General features: G+C 47.3%; 10 protein-coding genes. 4 read left to right on the forward strand and 6 right to left on the reverse strand.

Annotation, left to right across the window (positions count from 1 at the left end; translation table 11 throughout):
• The first annotated feature begins 123 nt into the window (after positions 1 to 123).
• A complete protein-coding gene (locus ICL07_RS12930; protein WP_188088319.1) occupies positions 124 to 1,956 on the forward strand; it encodes an ABC transporter ATP-binding protein in 1,833 nt (610 codons plus the stop codon).
• 206 nt (positions 1,957 to 2,162) lie between these two features.
• Positions 2,163 to 3,668 carry an HAD-IB family phosphatase gene (locus ICL07_RS12935; RefSeq protein WP_188088320.1) on the forward strand — a complete coding sequence of 502 codons (1,506 nt, stop codon included), beginning with the start codon at positions 2,163 to 2,165 and terminating at the stop codon, positions 3,666 to 3,668.
• A gap of 77 nt (positions 3,669 to 3,745) precedes the next feature.
• On the opposite strand, the gene ICL07_RS32690 is transcribed toward ICL07_RS12935, so the two are convergent.
• Positions 3,746 to 4,336: a TraR/DksA family transcriptional regulator gene (locus ICL07_RS32690; RefSeq protein ID WP_343071016.1), complete on the reverse strand. Its 591-nt coding sequence runs from the start codon at positions 4,334 to 4,336 to the stop codon at positions 3,746 to 3,748.
• On the opposite strand from ICL07_RS32690, the gene ICL07_RS32415 reads away from it, so the two are divergent.
• Positions 4,323 to 4,823, forward strand: a complete 501-nt coding sequence (locus tag ICL07_RS32415) for a hypothetical protein (RefSeq protein ID WP_246485017.1) — start codon at positions 4,323 to 4,325, stop codon at positions 4,821 to 4,823. The genes ICL07_RS32690 and ICL07_RS32415 overlap by 14 nt on opposite strands.
• Here ICL07_RS32415 and ileS read toward each other — a convergent pair.
• Positions 4,820 to 8,146, reverse strand: coding sequence for an isoleucine--tRNA ligase (ileS, locus tag ICL07_RS12945; protein WP_188088322.1), 3,327 nt, complete (start codon positions 8,144 to 8,146; stop codon positions 4,820 to 4,822). The two genes, ICL07_RS32415 and ileS, sit on opposite strands and share 4 nt — an antisense overlap.
• 261 nt (positions 8,147 to 8,407) lie before the next feature.
• Between ileS and ICL07_RS12950 the strand changes: the two genes are divergently transcribed.
• Positions 8,408 to 8,872, forward strand: a complete 465-nt coding sequence (locus tag ICL07_RS12950; RefSeq protein ID WP_188088323.1) for a PepSY-like domain-containing protein — start codon at positions 8,408 to 8,410, stop codon at positions 8,870 to 8,872.
• A 65-nt stretch (positions 8,873 to 8,937) separates the two neighbouring features.
• On the opposite strand, the gene ICL07_RS12955 is transcribed toward ICL07_RS12950, so the two are convergent.
• The 4 genes from ICL07_RS12955 to ICL07_RS12970 all read right to left on the reverse strand — a co-directional run bounded on the left by ICL07_RS12955 (position 8,938) and on the right by ICL07_RS12970 (position 17,176).
• On the reverse strand, positions 8,938 to 11,124 hold the full coding sequence (locus ICL07_RS12955; protein WP_188088324.1) for a GH92 family glycosyl hydrolase: 2,187 nt from the start codon (positions 11,122 to 11,124) through the stop codon (positions 8,938 to 8,940).
• Between the two features lie 64 nt (positions 11,125 to 11,188).
• Complete coding sequence (locus ICL07_RS12960) at positions 11,189 to 12,109, reverse strand: endonuclease/exonuclease/phosphatase family protein (protein WP_188088325.1); 921 nt, start codon at positions 12,107 to 12,109, stop codon at positions 11,189 to 11,191.
• Positions 12,110 to 12,132: 23 nt separating this feature from the next.
• A complete protein-coding gene (locus ICL07_RS12965; RefSeq protein ID WP_188088326.1) occupies positions 12,133 to 13,944 on the reverse strand; it encodes a RagB/SusD family nutrient uptake outer membrane protein in 1,812 nt (603 codons plus the stop codon).
• 31 nt (positions 13,945 to 13,975) lie between these two features.
• The gene (locus tag ICL07_RS12970) at positions 13,976 to 17,176 is read right to left on the reverse strand and encodes a SusC/RagA family TonB-linked outer membrane protein (protein WP_188088327.1); all 3,201 of its coding nucleotides are present in this window, start codon (positions 17,174 to 17,176) and stop codon (positions 13,976 to 13,978) included.
• Positions 17,177 to 17,207: the final 31 nt, after the last annotated feature.

The following is a 17,207-nucleotide window of genomic DNA, read 5'->3' on the forward strand; positions in this document are numbered from 1 at the left end:
GTGATAAACAGCCCTGTTATACGCGAAATTAACCATTTCCGGGAAAGATTAGGCCTATTTACCGGCAGGGGGTCACTTAATTGTGCTATTTTTGCATGCTAATAAAAACGCGAAGCATCAGGCATGAAGACTTTCAAGCGATTACTGGGATATGCTACCCCCCTGCATCATTATGTTCCGGAATATGTTATCTATACTATCATTGGTATCATTTTCGGCATGGTCAACTTCGCCATGCTGATTCCGCTGCTGAACGTAATTTTCGACCAGGTGGCAGCGAAACCAAAGGTCCTTTCAGAACCTTCCTTTTCTTTCACCATCAGCTACTTTATTGATCTTTTCAATTATTATTTCGACTATTTTATCCGCAGCAGTGGTTCCAAACAAAGCGCGCTCTATTTTGTGTGTGCGATCATCGGCGTTTGTGTTGTCATCGCTAACCTGGGCCGTTATATGAGTACCCGCGTGGTAACCCGGATGAAAATGACGATGCTCTCCCGCTTAAGGACCAACCTGTATAAAAAATTCACCGAACAATCGCTGGGCTTTTACAGCTCCAAACAGAAAGGCGACCTGTTATCAGTGATGACCAACGACGTGCAGGAAGTAGAAGGCTCTGTCGTGAATGCTATTCAAATCCTGTTGCGTGATCCGTTTATCATCATCGGTTATTTTGCAGCGCTCTTTTACCTGTCCGTTAAGCTCACGCTTTTTACGATCGTATTTTTCCCTATATCCGGCGCCCTGATTTCCTATATCTCTAAAAAACTGAAACAAAAAGGCTGGTTCAGCCAGGAGCTGCTGGGTAAAATTCTGAACGTAACAGAAGAAACACTGGGAGGTATCCGCATCATACAATCTTTTACCGGCGCAGCCTTTATGCAGAAAAAATTCGGCGATGTAAATCATCGTTTTGTGACGGTGAGCAAATCCATGTTCAACCAGCGGGAACTGGCCTCACCGGTATCTGAAATACTGGGCGTAATGGTGGTAGTGATCCTTGTTATCTATGGCGGCACACTGGTACTGCAAGGCAGTGATTTGCTGACAGGCGCCACCTTCATGACTTACCTGGTGTTCTATTCACAAATCATGCAGCCGGCTAAAAATATCTCCACCGCTATCACTACCATGCAACGTGGTATCGTTGCGAGTGAACGTATTTTCAGCATACTGGACACACCGGTGGCAGTACAGGAAAAAGCGGATGCAAAAGCCATCAGCACTTTTGAAGACAAAGTTGAATACAACCATGTTTCTTTCAAATACGACCAGCAATTTGTGCTGAAAGACATACAGCTCACTATCCGTAAAGGACAGATGATTGCATTGGTAGGCCGCAGCGGCGCCGGTAAATCTACCATGGCGGATGTGCTACCCCGTTTCTATGATGTCAGTGAAGGTAATATTCGTATAGACGGCACCGATATACGTGATCTAAAATTGAATGATCTGCGGTCACTCATTGGCGTAGTATCTCAGGAAGCTATCCTGTTTAATGATACAGTGTTCAATAATATTGCATTTGGTCATCCGGAAGCAGACCGTGAAGCTGTGATACAGGCTGCTAAAATTGCGAACGCACATGAGTTCATTGAGCAATTGGAAAACGGATACGATACTTCTATTGGCGACCGGGGCCTCAAACTCAGTGGTGGTCAGCGTCAGCGGCTGACGATTGCCAGAGCGATTTTTAAAAATCCGCCGATCCTCATTCTGGATGAAGCTACTTCCGCACTGGACACAGAGTCGGAAAAACTGGTACAGGCAGCGCTCGACAAACTCATGCAAAACCGCACTACTATTGTTATTGCGCACCGTCTGAGTACGATCCAGCATGCCAACGAAATTGTAGTGATGGATCAGGGAGAAATAAAAGAACGTGGCACACACGACGATCTGCTTTCCCGCGAAGGTATCTACCATAAACTGGTAGAAATGCAGGAGTTTAAATAACTCATTACGATTCGATTTTTTGATTTGAGGGAAACATGAGCTTCCTTCAAATCAAAAAACCGGAAATCAAACATTCCCCAAATCATTATCTGGCTTGCATCTCCCCGCTTCTTTTGGTATTGTTTTTGTTATACCCGATTTAATAATGCCAACCCGCTCTTTGTAGCACTCACATTTTCTTTAACCTTTTAACATAGCGAACTCCTATGATTTCTATCGTAATTCCTGTATTAAACGAAGGGGCTACCATACGCCAGGTAATAAAGACTGTAAAAAAGACCAACCGCAAAATCGAGATTATTGTGGTAGATGATAATTCCACAGACAATACGGTGGAAGAGGCCATGAAAGAGCAGGTCAGAGTGATTACCAGTAGCCAGCGGGGAAAGGGCATTTCCATGCGGGAAGGAATGATGGCCGCCAAACACGAAATTATTGCCTATGTAGACGGAGATATACTTACTTATCCTGACAACATTGTAGAGTTATTAACTGATCCTATCGAGCGCGACGAAGCTGATTTCGTTAAATCCTACTTTGAAAGGCAGGCGGGCAGGGTCACACAATTAGTGGCCAAGCCGCTGCTGAGTATTCTGTATCCGGACCTTTCCCATTTTCAGCAGCCGCTCAGCGGTATGATTGCAGGCCGCAAATCCATGCTTTCACAGGTACAATTTGAAAACGATTATGGTGTTGATATCGGTTTATTGATAGATATGCATCATTTGGGTGCACGTATTGTGGAAGCCAATATCGGCAAGGTAGAGAATGCCATGCAAACATGGGAACAGCTGAGTAAAATGTCGCGCGAAGTATCGCGGACCATCTTACGAAAAGCAGAAAATATTCCGCAGGAAAACCTGGAAACACTGGGTAACATCAACCTGATCAGGGAACAGATGGAATACTCCATCCTGGAGACGATCGATAAGCTGCAGAAGATGGTCATCTTCAACCTGGACCATGCTGTTTTCACACAAAATTATTTACAATGGGCAGCCATTGCTTTTGATCATGAAGAAGAGCTGCAGCAGATTATGGCTACGGTAACAGATCCGCTGGACCGCCTGCATCAAACAGCTGCGCTTTTTGAAGGCCGCAACATTGCGGAGCTGCTGGAAGTAGCGGATGCCATTCCGCTGATACCGGGCATTCGTGAAGTAGTGCAGGAACTAAAGAAAAGGGGATATGCCTGCGGCCTTATCACCGATGGTTTTGGGATGGTAGCCCGGCACATTAAAAATCAGCTGGGAATGGACTTCGTATTAGCCAATAAACTGCATTTGGTAAACAGCGTGGCAACCGGTGAATTAACGGTTCCCGATTATTTTCTGAAAAACGGCGAGTACTGCAAAAGCGCGGTGCTGCCGTATGTAGCAGAACAATATAACATTCATACGCAGAACATTATCTATGTGGGAGATGGTAAGCAGGACACCCAACTGTTGACCGAAGCCGGGATTGGTGTTGCGTTTTGTCCACAATATCAGCGGGCATATGTAGAAAAGGTTGCCGATAAGATTATTACCGGTTTGTCATTAGCGCCGTTATTGGATATTGCGCCAGCAAGTCCTTCCAAAAAATTCAGGCTGCCTGTTATCAGCAAAAAACAAGCACGCAACATAGGTTTGGGGGGCCTGGTAGGCCTTGCAGGAGCCGGGCTCGTGTATTTTGCGATGCGGCAGTTACGGAAACAAAAATCAAATTGTTAAATACTGACTGTAAGCCATAAACGAAAAAAGGGATTTGAAAATTCAAATCCCTTTTTTCGTTTATGAGTAACGTTATATTATTTGCTCTTAGCCAGTTTAGCTTCGATGCTCAGTGTAGCGTGCGGTACAGCACGGAGACGAGCTTTATCTATCAGCTTACCGGTTACGCGGCAGATGCCGTATGTTTTATTTTCGATGCGCATCATTGCTTTTTCCAGGTGATCGATGAACTGGATCTGGCGGCTGGCCATCTGGTTGAGCTGTTCTCTTTCCTGGGAACCGCTACCGTCTTCCATGCTCATGTATTTGTTTTCAGTATCATCGGTACCGGCTTCATCTTTGCGGGTAATGAGGCCTTGCAGGTAAACCAGTTCTTTTTTAGCGAACTCCAGTTTTTTCTGGATCAGTTCCCTGAATTCCTGCAGATCTGCATCACTATATCGGAAGAGGGGGCCGGCAACTGGTTCGGGCTGGTCCAGCACTGATTTGGTAAATTCAGGCTGATAAGCGACCTGGGCAGATTTTCCACCTTTCTTTTCAGCTTTCTCGGATTTTTCAGCTTTTTCCGGTTTTTCGGTTTTCTCGGGTTTCTCGGTTTTCTCGGACTTTGCTGATTTTTCTGCTTTTACTGCAGGTTTTTCCGCTGCTTTTTTAGTGGCTTCTTTCACCTTAGCAACTTGTTCCTTTGTATCTGCTTTCTTTACTGCCATTGTTTTAAGTTCTTTTTCTTCTGACTTAGAAATTAATGGTTTTTCTTTTTCAGCGGCAACACTTTTAGTGACCACTTGCTGCTTTACAGCAGGCTCTTTTTTAACGGTCTTCTTTGCAGGTACAGCAACTTTCGGGACGGACGATGTTTTACTGTTTTTTGCGGCTGGAGCCTTTTTAACTACGTTTTTGGGGGCAGCGGCGGTTTTTTTGGCTGCTGCTTTAGCTACCACGGCTTTTTTTGCTGCGGGTGGAGCAGGCTTGGCTATTGCTGCTTTTTTGGCGGCGGCCGCCTTTTTAGGGGCAACAGGCGCGGTCTTTTTTGCCGGAGCGGGTTTAGCAGCTTTTTTAGCTGTTGTTACCTGCTTCGCTGCAGCTTTCTTTACCTGGGCCACCTTCTGGGTCGATTTACTAGCAACCTTCTTTTTTGTTGCCATGGGGGATTAGCTTTTTTTGTTAACTAATACATTAAATTTAAGGTCATTCACCTCTATTTCTGTTCCGCCCTGTAATTGCTCCACTACATCCAAGCTATCTGCCAAAATTTCCGTGCAAATATAGTCATTATAGTTTATAATCGCCGATTTCAGCGTGTCTACGCTCTCTACCTTAACGTTAATTCTGTCAGTCAGTTCGAAGCCGCTGTCTTTGCGAATTTTCTGTATCCGGTTTACCAGTTCACGGGCATTGCCTTCATCCTGTAACTGATCAGTAATAGTAATATCCAGCGCTACCGTTAAAGCACCTTTATTCGCTACTGTCCATCCAGGAATATCTTCGGAGATTATTTCAACATCAGAGAGTTGTATCTGCAATTGCTCGCCTTCCAGGGTCAGGTTGAAATGACCGTCGCGCTCAATTGTGGTAATATCTGTATCCGTGAACGCACCGATAGCTGCTGCTACCGCTTTCATTTTCGCGCCCATTTTACCACCGAGCGACTTGAAGTTCGGTTTAATCTTTTTCTTGATAAAACCTCCCGTTTCGGTAAGATAATCAATCCCTTTGACATTTACTTCACTTTTTATCAGATCCTCCACTTTTTCCAGCTGCTCTTTCATGTGGGAACCGGCAACCGGGATGAGTATCTTTTGAAGTGGCTGTCTTACCTTGATATTCACTTTCTTACGCAAGGATAATACCAGTGATGAAATATCCTGGGCCAACTGCATTCTTTCTTCCAGATCGGCATCAATAGCTGCCGCGTCAGACACCGGGAAATCAGTGTGGTGGATGGATTGTCCCTGGAAACGGCCACTCACACGGTTGAGGTTGTTAAATAACCAGTCGGTGAAGAATGGGGAAACCGGGGCCATCAATTGTGTAATTTTTTCCAAACATTCGTACAACGTCTGGTAGGCACTGATTTTGTCGTGCCCGTAATCTCCTTTCCAGAACCGGCGGCGGCACAAGCGCACATACCAGTTACTCAAATGCTCATCCACAAAGTTTTCGATGGCTCTGCCTGCCTGAGTCGGTTCATAATCATCGAAATTGGCGGTCACATCCCGGATCAGGGAGTTCAGCACGGAAATAACCCAACGGTCAATTTCCGGGCGTTCCTGCAACGGAATATAGGCTTCGCTGAATGTAAACTTATCAAGATTAGCATACATTGCGAAGAAGTTATATGTATTGTAGAGGGTGCCGAAGAGTTTGCGTTGCGCTTCTCCGATACCTTTTACGTCAAATTTGAGGCTGTCCCAGGGGGAAGCATTGGTGATCAGGTACCAGCGGGTAGCGTCTGCACCATATTGCTCAATGGTTTCAAACGGATTCACTACGTTACCGAGGCGTTTACTCATTTTCAGCCCGTTCTTATCCAACACTAAACCATTGGAAACCACTGTTTTATAAGCCACATTATCAAAAAGCATCACGCCGAGGGCATGCAATGTGTAGAACCAGCCACGGGTTTGGTCTACCCCTTCTGCGATAAAATCGGCCGGGAATGCCTCACCTTTTTCAATCAGCTCTTTATTTTCAAACGGATAATGCCATTGCGCGTAAGGCATCGCGCCACTGTCGAACCAAACATCTATCAGATCCGGTTCCCGGCGCATAGGCTTGCCGGAAGGGCTTACCAGGATAATATCATCTACATAGGGTTTATGCAGGTCCAGGATACCTTCATGCAGGTAGGACTTGTTCACATCTCCACCCAGCACTTCGTTTGCCTTACGGATTTCGGCATTCAGCTCGTCGATGCCACCAATACAGATTTCCTCGGTACCATCTTCCGTGCGCCAGATGGGCAACGGAGTACCCCAGTAGCGGCTGCGGCTCAGGTTCCAGTCCACCATGTTCTCCAGCCAGTTACCAAAGCGGCCGGTACCGGTAAAGGCCGGTTTCCAGTTGATGGTTTTATTCAGTTCCACCATCCTGTCTTTCATGGCCGTAGTTTTGATAAACCAGGCATCCAGCGGGTAGTACAGCACTGGTTTGTCTGTACGCCAGCAGTGAGGATAGGTGTGTTCGTATTTTTCTACCTTAAAGGCACGGTTCTCTTTTTTCAGTTTCACGGCGATGTCCACATCCACATCCTTGTAGTCCGGATCATCTTTGTAATTTTTAACATATCTGCCGGAGAACTCACCTACGTTGTCGGTGAACTTACCTTCACGGTCTACCAGTGTCAGGATACCGATGCCATATTTTTTCCCTACCCGGTTGTCATCTGCACCAAAAGCAGGAGCAGTATGTACGATACCGGTACCATCTTCCGTGGTCACAAAGTCGCCGATGATCACACGGAACGGATCACCTTCTTCCGGTCGGGTATAAGGAAGCAGTTGTTCGTAACGGATATTTTCCAGCTGGCTGCCTTTGGCACTGGTCAGTATCTTCCAGGGGATTACTTTATCACCTTCCTGGTAAGCCGCGAAGTCGGCATTTTCACCTTCTGCCTTGAAATACTTACCCAGCAAGTCTTTCGCCATCACTACATTGATAGGGAGATGGGTGTATTGGTTGAAAGTGCTGACGAGTACATACTCGATATTAGCACCTACCGTCAGACCAAGGTTGGAGGGTAAAGTCCAGGGAGTGGTGGTCCAGGCCAGGAAATAAACTTCGTCTGAGCCTGCGGCATCAAACAGGAATTGGGAGTTTTCCGCCTGTTTGGCCTTAAACATCGCTACAACCGTAGTATCTTTTACATCCTTATAGGTGCCTGGCTGGTTGAGCTCGTGAGAGCTAAGACCGGTACCGGCTGCCGGAGAATAAGGCTGGATACTTACGCTTTTGTATAACAGCCCTTTTTTATACAGGGTCTGTAAGCACCACCAGAGTGATTCGATGTATTTATTATCAAAAGTGATATACGGATCTTTCAGGTCTACCCAATAGCCCATTTTCTGGGTCAGGTCGTCCCACTTGTCTTTATATTTCAGTACTTCTTTACGGCAGGTCTCGTTATACTCTGCGATAGAAATCTTTTTACCGATATCTTCCTTGGTAATTCCCAGGCTTTTTTCCACGCCCAGTTCCACCGGCAGGCCATGGGTATCCCATCCGCCTTTCCGTTTTACCTGGAAACCTTTCATGGTTTTATAACGGCATACCAGATCCTTCAGGGTACGTGAAATCACATGGTGAATACCCGGCAAACCATTGGCGCTGGGAGGACCTTCATAAAATACGAACGGCGTAGCGCCTTCCCGTACTTCCACGCTTTTTTCAAAAGCCTGCTGAAGCTCCCATTGCTGAAGTATATCTTTCTCTATCTGAGGTAAATTCAGTTGGTTATATTCCTGATATTTGCTGGACATAAAACAATTCCCCGCCCTTTGATGTTATTTAGACAATAATTGATTAAAATTGTGCGAAGTTAAGAAAATACGACGGCACCTGTAAAGGCAACTTTACCAAAAACGGTAGTTTTAAAAATATTTTTCGTAACTTTTTTAGTAATTTACAATAAAGAGTATTTATTTTACGTTTTTGGCATTGTTTTAGCTCTTTGCCAGGAAGAAAAAGAGAAACCTAAGTCAGTTAATTTAACCCAACGAGGATAAACCATATCTTGATTTATGAAAAAGTTGACGTTAATTTTTTGTGCAGTATTGATCACTTCCGGCATAACTTTTGCACAGCAGAAAAAATCAGTTAAGAAAACAAAAACAGTTGCGAAAAAGGTGGAAGCACCTGCAGCGGTTAAAAGTTCTTTTGATCAGACCTTTGCCGGAACTACAGACGCGAAGTGGACGAAAACAAGTGCAGGCCACTGGAACGTCAGTTTCCACAAAGACAACATACAAACAATAGCAGAGTATGACGCTGATGGCAAATGGATTGCTACCAGAAGTTCCTACGACGCGCAAACACTGCCGGAATCAGTGGCTGGTACACTGAAAACTAAATATCCGGCTGCCACCATAAAAGATGGCTGGAAAATTGAAAGAGCAGATGTAGCTGCTTACTACAAAGTAAACATTCAGGACAATGGTGCAGAGAAAGCAGTGCTGTTGAACGATGCAGGCACCGTCACTGAATAATCAAACACGTATTTCATAGGTATAGGGATAAATAGGACAGACCCTGCTCTTTTGGGCGGGGTTTTTCATTTTATATCACCGCACCGCGGCGCATGAATACTCGCTCCCCAACGCTTCTCCGGCATCGACCCCATCTCCAGCTCCAACGTACCCCCCTCCATTAACTGCTGATGCGTGAAAAAAGGCGTATGCAACACCTCACCATTGAACCAGGCCCGCTGGATATACTGATTCTCCGCAGAACAATGCCTTGCCACAATCGTAAACCGCTTACCTTTCGGTAACCGCAGCGTCGCTTTCGTAAACACCGGACTCCCGATCGCATAAATAGGCACCCCCGCTGTAACCGGATAAAAACCGAGCGAGGAAAACACCACAAACGCACTCATCCCTCCGCCATCCTCATCTCCGGGAATACCAAAAATGTTATCCTTAAACCATACATCCAGCAGCATACGCACCCGGCGCTGCGTTTTCCAGGCCGCACCCGCATAATTATACAGGTAAGGAATATGAAATCCCGGCTCATTACCCATTGAAAACTGACCTACCAATCCGGTAGCATCCGGAAACCGGTGCCAGAATTCATACCGCGGCATGGCCGGCGTGGTGCGGAACAGCTCGTCCAACCGTCTTTCAAAAGCCCTTTCACCACCCATCAGCTGTATCAAAGCCGGAATATTTTGCTGCACCGCCCAAAGGTAAGTCCAACCGTTGTTTTCATCGTAGTAGTCGCGGCCGCCGGGGCCGCCATCCCAGGCGGGATCAATGGCTATCCATTTTCCGGCGCTGTCCCTGGGCTGGAAAAAACCAGCGCTGTCATTCCATAAGTGCCGGAAATTTTCTGCTCTTGCGGCAAACGACTGCTGATCCTTGTACCGGTGTAAATCCGCCGCCAGCTGGGATAACGCCCAGTCGTCATAACTATGTCCCAGTGTTACTGCTACTGCCTGCCGTTTTTCAAACGGGTGAACAGCCGCCACCGCTTCGGTGTCGCCAGGTGATAATGCAGGGTAATATCCTTTTGCGTAATAAAAACTATCCAGTGAAATACTGCCGCCATTTCGCCAGGGCAACATGGTTGCTTCCAGCGCATTTTTTTTCATACCCTCATACGCCGTGGTGATGCGGGGTATTTTCAGCCCCTTGCGCCAGGCGTCCAGGAAAACAATGGTGCTGTGAAAACCGTTCATACAGGGATGATCACCGTACAACCTTGGAAAAGTGGGCATCCATCCACTTTGCTCAAACATGGTAACATAAGCATCAAGCATATCTTCTTCCTGTTCCGGATGCAGGATCATGCGCAGCGGATGCAGCGCCTGATAGGTATCCCAGGTAGCATCATCTACATAAAAAGGGCGACGGGCAACATTTACTTTTTTGTTGTAGCCACTATAGTAAAGAGAATCTTCCGTAATGTTTACCATTCGTTCATGACAACGGTACAACGCTGTGTAAAAAGCGCGGCGTTGCGCCGTAGTACCGCCTTCTACCGTTATTTGACCGGCTACGTCATGCCAGCGGCGCCGGCCTTCGGCGATCAGGGTTTCCATGCTGCGACCTTCCAGCTCCTGTTGAAAATTTCGCTGCGCCTGTTCGATACTAACATACGAGATGGCATATTTTAATTCAACTGCATCCACTTTCCGGCCGGGAAACCGTACATAATACAAAGTATCTGACAACACACCTGCCGATATGGCTGTGTTAAATCTGCCATAAACATACACCGGAACATCCTCATGAAAAATTGTCTTGCCTGCAAACGCATTTGCTGAAATAAAATGCCAGGGAGTTGTGAATAATAATTTGCGATCAGCAGCTGCCGGAAAAGAAAACCGGTATACACCGGTTTTACACCCGGGCGCAAATTCCACCCGGATACTATCTTCTATCAGCATAGTACTGTAATACCAGGGATGTATCACTTCCTGCACGGGATCATAGGTAGCGCGGCGTTGCCATAAGGCTGTAGAAAGCGGTCGGGTAGCGGGTTTCACAACAAACAAAGCTCCGTTGTTGTGCGTTGCCACCTGTAACGGAAACCCGGTAATCTGATCGTCGGTATAGTCTCTCCTTAACGGATATACGCGAATCATCTCGTTGGGCAGCTGTATAACCGGCCGGGTAGGTTGTAATAACGTGGGTACGTTGCCGATAGTAGGGTCCATGTATTCCTCCGGAGCCGGCTGACAAGCACCCAAAAACAATAGGGCTACCAACGACAAAAAAGACAGGTGTGGATGCATAAGCTGCTGGTTATACAAACAGGGCCCGCGTATATGCGGGCCCGTTATGACAGTTAAAGAGGGGTTATTTGCCGTATTCAAGCACGGCCATCACGGGAAAATGGTCGGAAGGCTCTCTGGCTATGTACTTCGAGAGTTTTACCTCTTTCGGAAAATTGGCCGCAGCGCCAGTTTCATTTTCAGGACGCGGACTGCGATAAGTATCTGTCAGTATGCCATAACGGCTTACTTTGAACTGTTTTGTCAGGAAGATGTGATCAATGCGACTGTCAGTTTTGCTATCAGCACGGAAAGAATTGAATGTTCCGTTCAGCGCATAACGCACTGCCGTTGCTTCATAAGCATCCTGCATGACGCCGGAGTTATGGATCACTGCATAGGATTCGCTGTGTTGGTCCACATTAAAATCACCGGTAAGCAACGCCGGTTTATTACCCGCTATCTCTTTTACCTTAGCCAGCACCAGCCTGGCACTTTCTGCCCGGGCCACTACCCCAATATGGTCCATATGCAGGTTAAAAAAGAAAAATACAAACCCGGTTTTTTTGTCCTTAAACTCGCCCCAGGAGCAAATCCTGGGCAACACAGCATCCCATCCCTTGTTGGGTCTGTCTGTGATAGTTGACAACCAGAAATCACCATGACGCAGGAGCTTAAAACGGTCCGTTTTATAAAAAATAGCGGAATGTTCTCCCGCACGTTGTCCGTCATCCCGGCCTATACCGGTAAAATCGAAGCCTGGCAAACTATCCTTGATATTCACCAACTGATGGTATAAACATTCCTGTGTACCGAAAATATCGAAGTCATGAAACCGGATCAGCGAGGCGATAACAGGAAATCTTTGTCCCCAGCCATTTCCATGCAGCGAGTCTTCTTTGTTATTATCGTTGCGCATGTTATAGGTAGCTACGTTAATACGTTGAGCCGTTAACGTGATACACCAAATCAACCCTGCAAAAAATAAAAAAGCTACTTTCTTCATGTTATATTTTTAAAGATGATTGATTACTCTGTCCAGCCAGGGTTTTGTCCCAATTTGGGATTCAGCTGAAGGTCCGTGTAGGGAACCGGATACAGGTATTTATAATCTTTCCACTCTTTGGGCACATTATCCAGCCAGTGAATTTCACCGGAATTTCCATTGGCCAGCTGTTGCGGATTGGTCACATTATTAGCTACCGGCGATACGTTAATATAAGTAACCCCTTTCTGTTGGGTAGCGGGTAATGTTTTGTAAAAACATACGTCATTTACGCCATCGCCGTTGAGGTCCATCGGTACGTCCAGTGCAGGCACATACATGCCTGTCCAGCTCTTTGCCAGCAATTCTCCTTTTTTCCATCTTACCAGATCATAAAAACGGAACCCTTCCAGTACCAGTTCGACACCTCTTTCCCTTCTCACTTCCATGAGTGCAGGATTGGTGACTTCAGGGAAATAATTCTTTTGCATATAGGCATCCAGGACAACCGGCTTACCGGTAGTACCACCGGTAATACCGGCACGGGCGCGTAATGCTCCAATGGTTTTACTCCAGTCGTCATCCGACAATACACCAAGTTCCGCCTGCGCCTCCGCATAGTTGAGCAGGATTTCTGCATAGCGCATCAGGCAAATAGCATTGGTATTGTTGGCGCCGTTATCATAAAAGGCATCATCGAGGCTCCACTTGATAGGCATATAACCTGTATATACATACGAAAATACCGGCGGGGCGGTAATGGTGGCTCCATTGCTGGTTCTGGTATAGCCACTCGTGCGAATGGTTTGCTGCAGCCGTTTATCACGGCCTTGTGTCTCCTTTAAAAAAGGCAAGGTATCGTACCGGTCGGTATTGGTAAACGGCGTACCGTCAATATTCAGGTAGGTATTAATAAACGTGCGCGTGAAACTCAGGCGGGCGCCGTAGGTAGAGCTGGTATACCACCAGTTGGCATCGTTGAAAACTCCCAGACTGGAACTGGCGATATTGGCCAGCATTACTTCAGCAGCCACCGGCGCATTGCTGATGAACAACTGGCGGTAGGACTGCGCAGTGCCACCGCCCTGATTCAGGGAAAACGCTTTGCTGTCCATCACTACCTTTGCAGCCGCAGCAGCAGCTTTCAGCCAATTTTCAGCAGTGCCCATCAGGTTATAGGACTGCTGGTATCTACGGAAAGTACCTTCAAACAAACATACCCTCGATTTAAAACCCTGCACCACATTTTTGGTAATCTGGCTGCTGGTAGGATCATTCGCGAGGGTGATGTTGGCGGCAGCATAGTCCAGGTCTGCCACTACGGAGTCCATGATCAGCGTACGCGGATCACGGCCATTGTAAAGACCAGCGTCGTTTACTTCAAATGGTTTTCCAATCCAGGGCACATCTCCAAAACGTTTTACTTTATCAAAATAGAACCAGGCACGGAAAAAACGGGCCAGTCCGATATAGTTATTCCTCACTGCCTCCGGCACTTTAGGATTGTTGCAGTTAGCGATAAAGTAGTTGATATTGCGCAGATTCTTCCAGTCCCAGCCGGTGGCTATGCGGGATGTATAAGCTCCCTGGCGCAGAAAATCAGGTACTGCGTTCACGGCGCTATAGTCTGCCATATTATCTGCCTTATAGACATCATTGATACCAGGCAGTACATCATAGAATGAATTGGCGTAAAGCTTCATCCCGTCTTCACTGCCGAAGATGGCATCTTTGGTGGCGGTATCTACCGGCGCCTGGTCCAGGTTTTTAGCGCAACTTCCGGTGAGCACCCATGCCGTCAGCACTACCCCTAGCCAGGTAAGCCTTTTGGACAGTGCGTTTTTATATTGTTGCATAATTTATCCTTTTTATATTAAGAGGTGATGATCAAAGCGTGATACTAAGTCCGAGCGTAAAACTTTTCAGGATAGGATAGTTGTTACCATTACCGGAGTTGCCGGAATCGGTAACAGTGTCGGAGCGGCCAATACTTTCTACGTCCAGATCGCGGGTAATGCGATACATAGGAGACCAGGACCAGAGGTTTTCAGCGGAGAAATACACTCTTGCTGCGTTGAACCGTGCCCGTGATATCAGTGCTTTAGGCAGATTGTAACCGATCTGAATATTTTTCAGGCGGACGTAAGCCACATTTTGCAGGTATTTGGACTGCTGTGCTTTCAGCTCGCCGGCGCCATTCTGTGCCACATAACCGCGATAACGGGGGAAGTAGGCATCCGGATTGTCTTCGGACCAGATATTGCCGATCTGTGATTTAGGCATCTGGTTGTAAGGCCTGTTGTATTGTCCCCAGAACACATCAGATTCTGCACCAGGCCACCAGTCTTGTTTACCTACACCCTGGAAGAAAACACTGAAGAAGAAATTGTTCCAGTCAGCACTGAGATTCAAACCATAGGTGTAGTGAGGCAGGGAGTCTCCGATAATAGTGAGATCACCATGATCACCCAGTGTATTAGCACCGTTGTTGATGATGCCATCACCGTTGAGATCTTTAAACCGGATATCGCCGGGAAGCCACTGGCCGGAGTTGGAAGCCTTAAACAGTGCTTGTGCCTTGGCAGCAGCCGCCACATTGTCTTTGGTCCAGTAACCATCATTCACATAACCCCATATTTCACCTACTTTTTTACCGGCGTACCAGTCAGTTAGTTTGTTGTTTGTGTTATTATACCTGGTGATGGTAGCGCTATAGTTGGCTAAAGTAGCGTTAACACTATAATGCAGCGGTTTGGAGGCTACGTTGAACTGATCGCGCCAGCCGAGTGCAATTTCCCATCCGTTTGTTTTCAGGTCGGCGTAGTTTCCTTTAGGCACATCCGTACCAAATACAGCGGGCAGTGTCTGGCCTTGGGTGAACATGTTTTTAGTAATACGCGTATACATATCACCGGTAAAAGTGAGGCGGCTGTTGAGCGCAGCCAGGTCTACACCGAGGTTACGGGTGGTGGAGGTTTCCCAGGTAAGGCCATCCGGCAATACCACCGGCTGGGTGGTTTGTTGCGGGCGGACACCATTGATTACCCTACCGGATTGTTTGATTTCCAGTTTTTCCTGGAAAGCGTAGGACTTGATATTACCATTACCCAGGGAACCGTAAGAACCTCTGATCTTCAGGTCGGAGATAGCTGTTTCCGGAATATGCCAGAAGGCTTCTTTGGAAAGGCGCCATCCTGCGGATACAGAAGGGAAAAAAGCGTAACGCTGGCTGGCCGGAAACTTGGACGAACCGTCGTAGCGGCCGTTGACTTCCAGCAGGTAACGGTCTTTATAGGAGTAGTTCAAACGGAAAAATTCACCCATAATAGCCCAGCGCTCATAACCGCCGGCAGTGGCAATATTGGTACCCAGGGCCAGGTTCAGGTCTTTGGCATCACTGTACACAAGACCATTGCGGGTGGTGGAAAAACCTTTGTAGGTAGACTGCTCGTAGTTAAAACCGGCCATTGCTTTAAAGTAATGGTCTACCCCAAAGCGGGTTTCGTATTCCGTATAGATATTGGACGCCAGGTACAACGTGTTGTAATTGCTCATCATGAGATCGTTGTAACCCAGGCCTACGTAGGCAATGGAGCCCGGCGCATTACTATAGGGAACGGGGACGCGTAAACGTTTTTGGTTATCCGCAGTGTTTTGTACGGTGAAGTCACCTTTCAGGCGCAGTTTGTCCTTGTAAATATCCGCAGCGAAACCGGTGGTATTTCTGAACACCTGTTTATTCAGATCCACCCCATTCTTACCATAGAAAAAGTCACCCACGGTATAGGCAGCAGTATAGGTAAGCGTGCCATCCGGGTTGAAGAGCATAGAGGAGGGGTGGCCTTCATCGGCGATATTACGCCAGATACCACCGCCTTCACCTACGTTGAGCGGGTTGTGGTAATCCCTGCTGGAGAACTCCGTGCTGTTATACACGTTGAGGAAAGGAAACAGCTGAATGGATCCTTTGGCTCTCAGGTTATACATTTTATAATCGTCGGAGTTGAAGCGGAACAATCCATCCTGTCCATAATACCTGACGGTGATATAGTAGCTGGCTTTTCCGCTGCTACCGGAAACGGAGAGGTTATGTTCCGCAGCGCTGGTGTGATTTTTATACAGCAGGTCGTACCAATCGGTATTACCATAATATTCATAGTTGCCGGCTGCGTTCACAATAGTTTTCGGCAGACCGGGGTTTTCCGCGTGTTCTTTCAGCGCCGCCAGGTAAGCTTGTGAAAAAGGTTGTGTTTTGTTGATGTTCTGGGGTACCTGGGAATAATCGTTCCAGGCGGTCCAGGCTTCGTTGAAATTTTTGGCGTATTCATACCCGTCGCTTACCACATTTGGTACCGTGGTAGGCTTTTTCAGGGAGTAGTTGGTGGAATAGGTAACGCTCAGTTTGTCTTTCACCGGTGTTTTGGTGGTGAACAATACTACGCCGAAAGCACCTCTGGCGCCGTAGATAGCAGCAGAAGCAGCATCTTTCAGTACAGTAACGCTGGTCACGTCAGCGGGATTGAGCATACTGGGGTCGCCTTCCACGCCATCGATGAGTACCAGGGCATTACCGCCCTGTCCGATGGAAGTGATACCGCGAACATTATAGGCAGGGGCCTGGGTAGGTTTGCCATCGCCGGGAACGAGGTTGAGGTTGGGCACTACGCCCTGTAATCCCTGGCTCAGGTTGGGCAGCGGGCGGTTTTCCAGTGCCTTGGCAGATACCTGGGTAACAGCGCCGGTCAGGTTTACCTTTTTCTGGGTACCGTAACCTACTACCACTACATCACTGAGGGAGGACACATTTGTTTTAAGTGCCACCTGTATAAAGGCCTGGTTACCTATCACCACGGTGTCAGTACGGAAGCCGATAAAGCTGAAGACCAGCCGGGAACCGGCAGGGGCGTTAAGGGAGAAATCGCCTTTCGGGTCTGTACCAGTACCGGTGGAAGTGCCCAGCACTTTTACCGATACCCCCGGCAGCGGCTGCCCACTTTCATCCAGCACCTTTCCCTTCAACGGAAGGGATTGAGCCGAACTGCCGTAAGCATAAGAGAACAGCATTAGCGTGTATAACCATCTTTTCATGGTAACATCTGTGGTTTAATGAACAGGAGTG

The sequence above is a fragment of the Chitinophaga qingshengii genome, assembly GCF_014529935.1.
GTDB classification, from domain to species: Bacteria; Bacteroidota; Bacteroidia; order Chitinophagales; family Chitinophagaceae; genus Chitinophaga; species Chitinophaga qingshengii.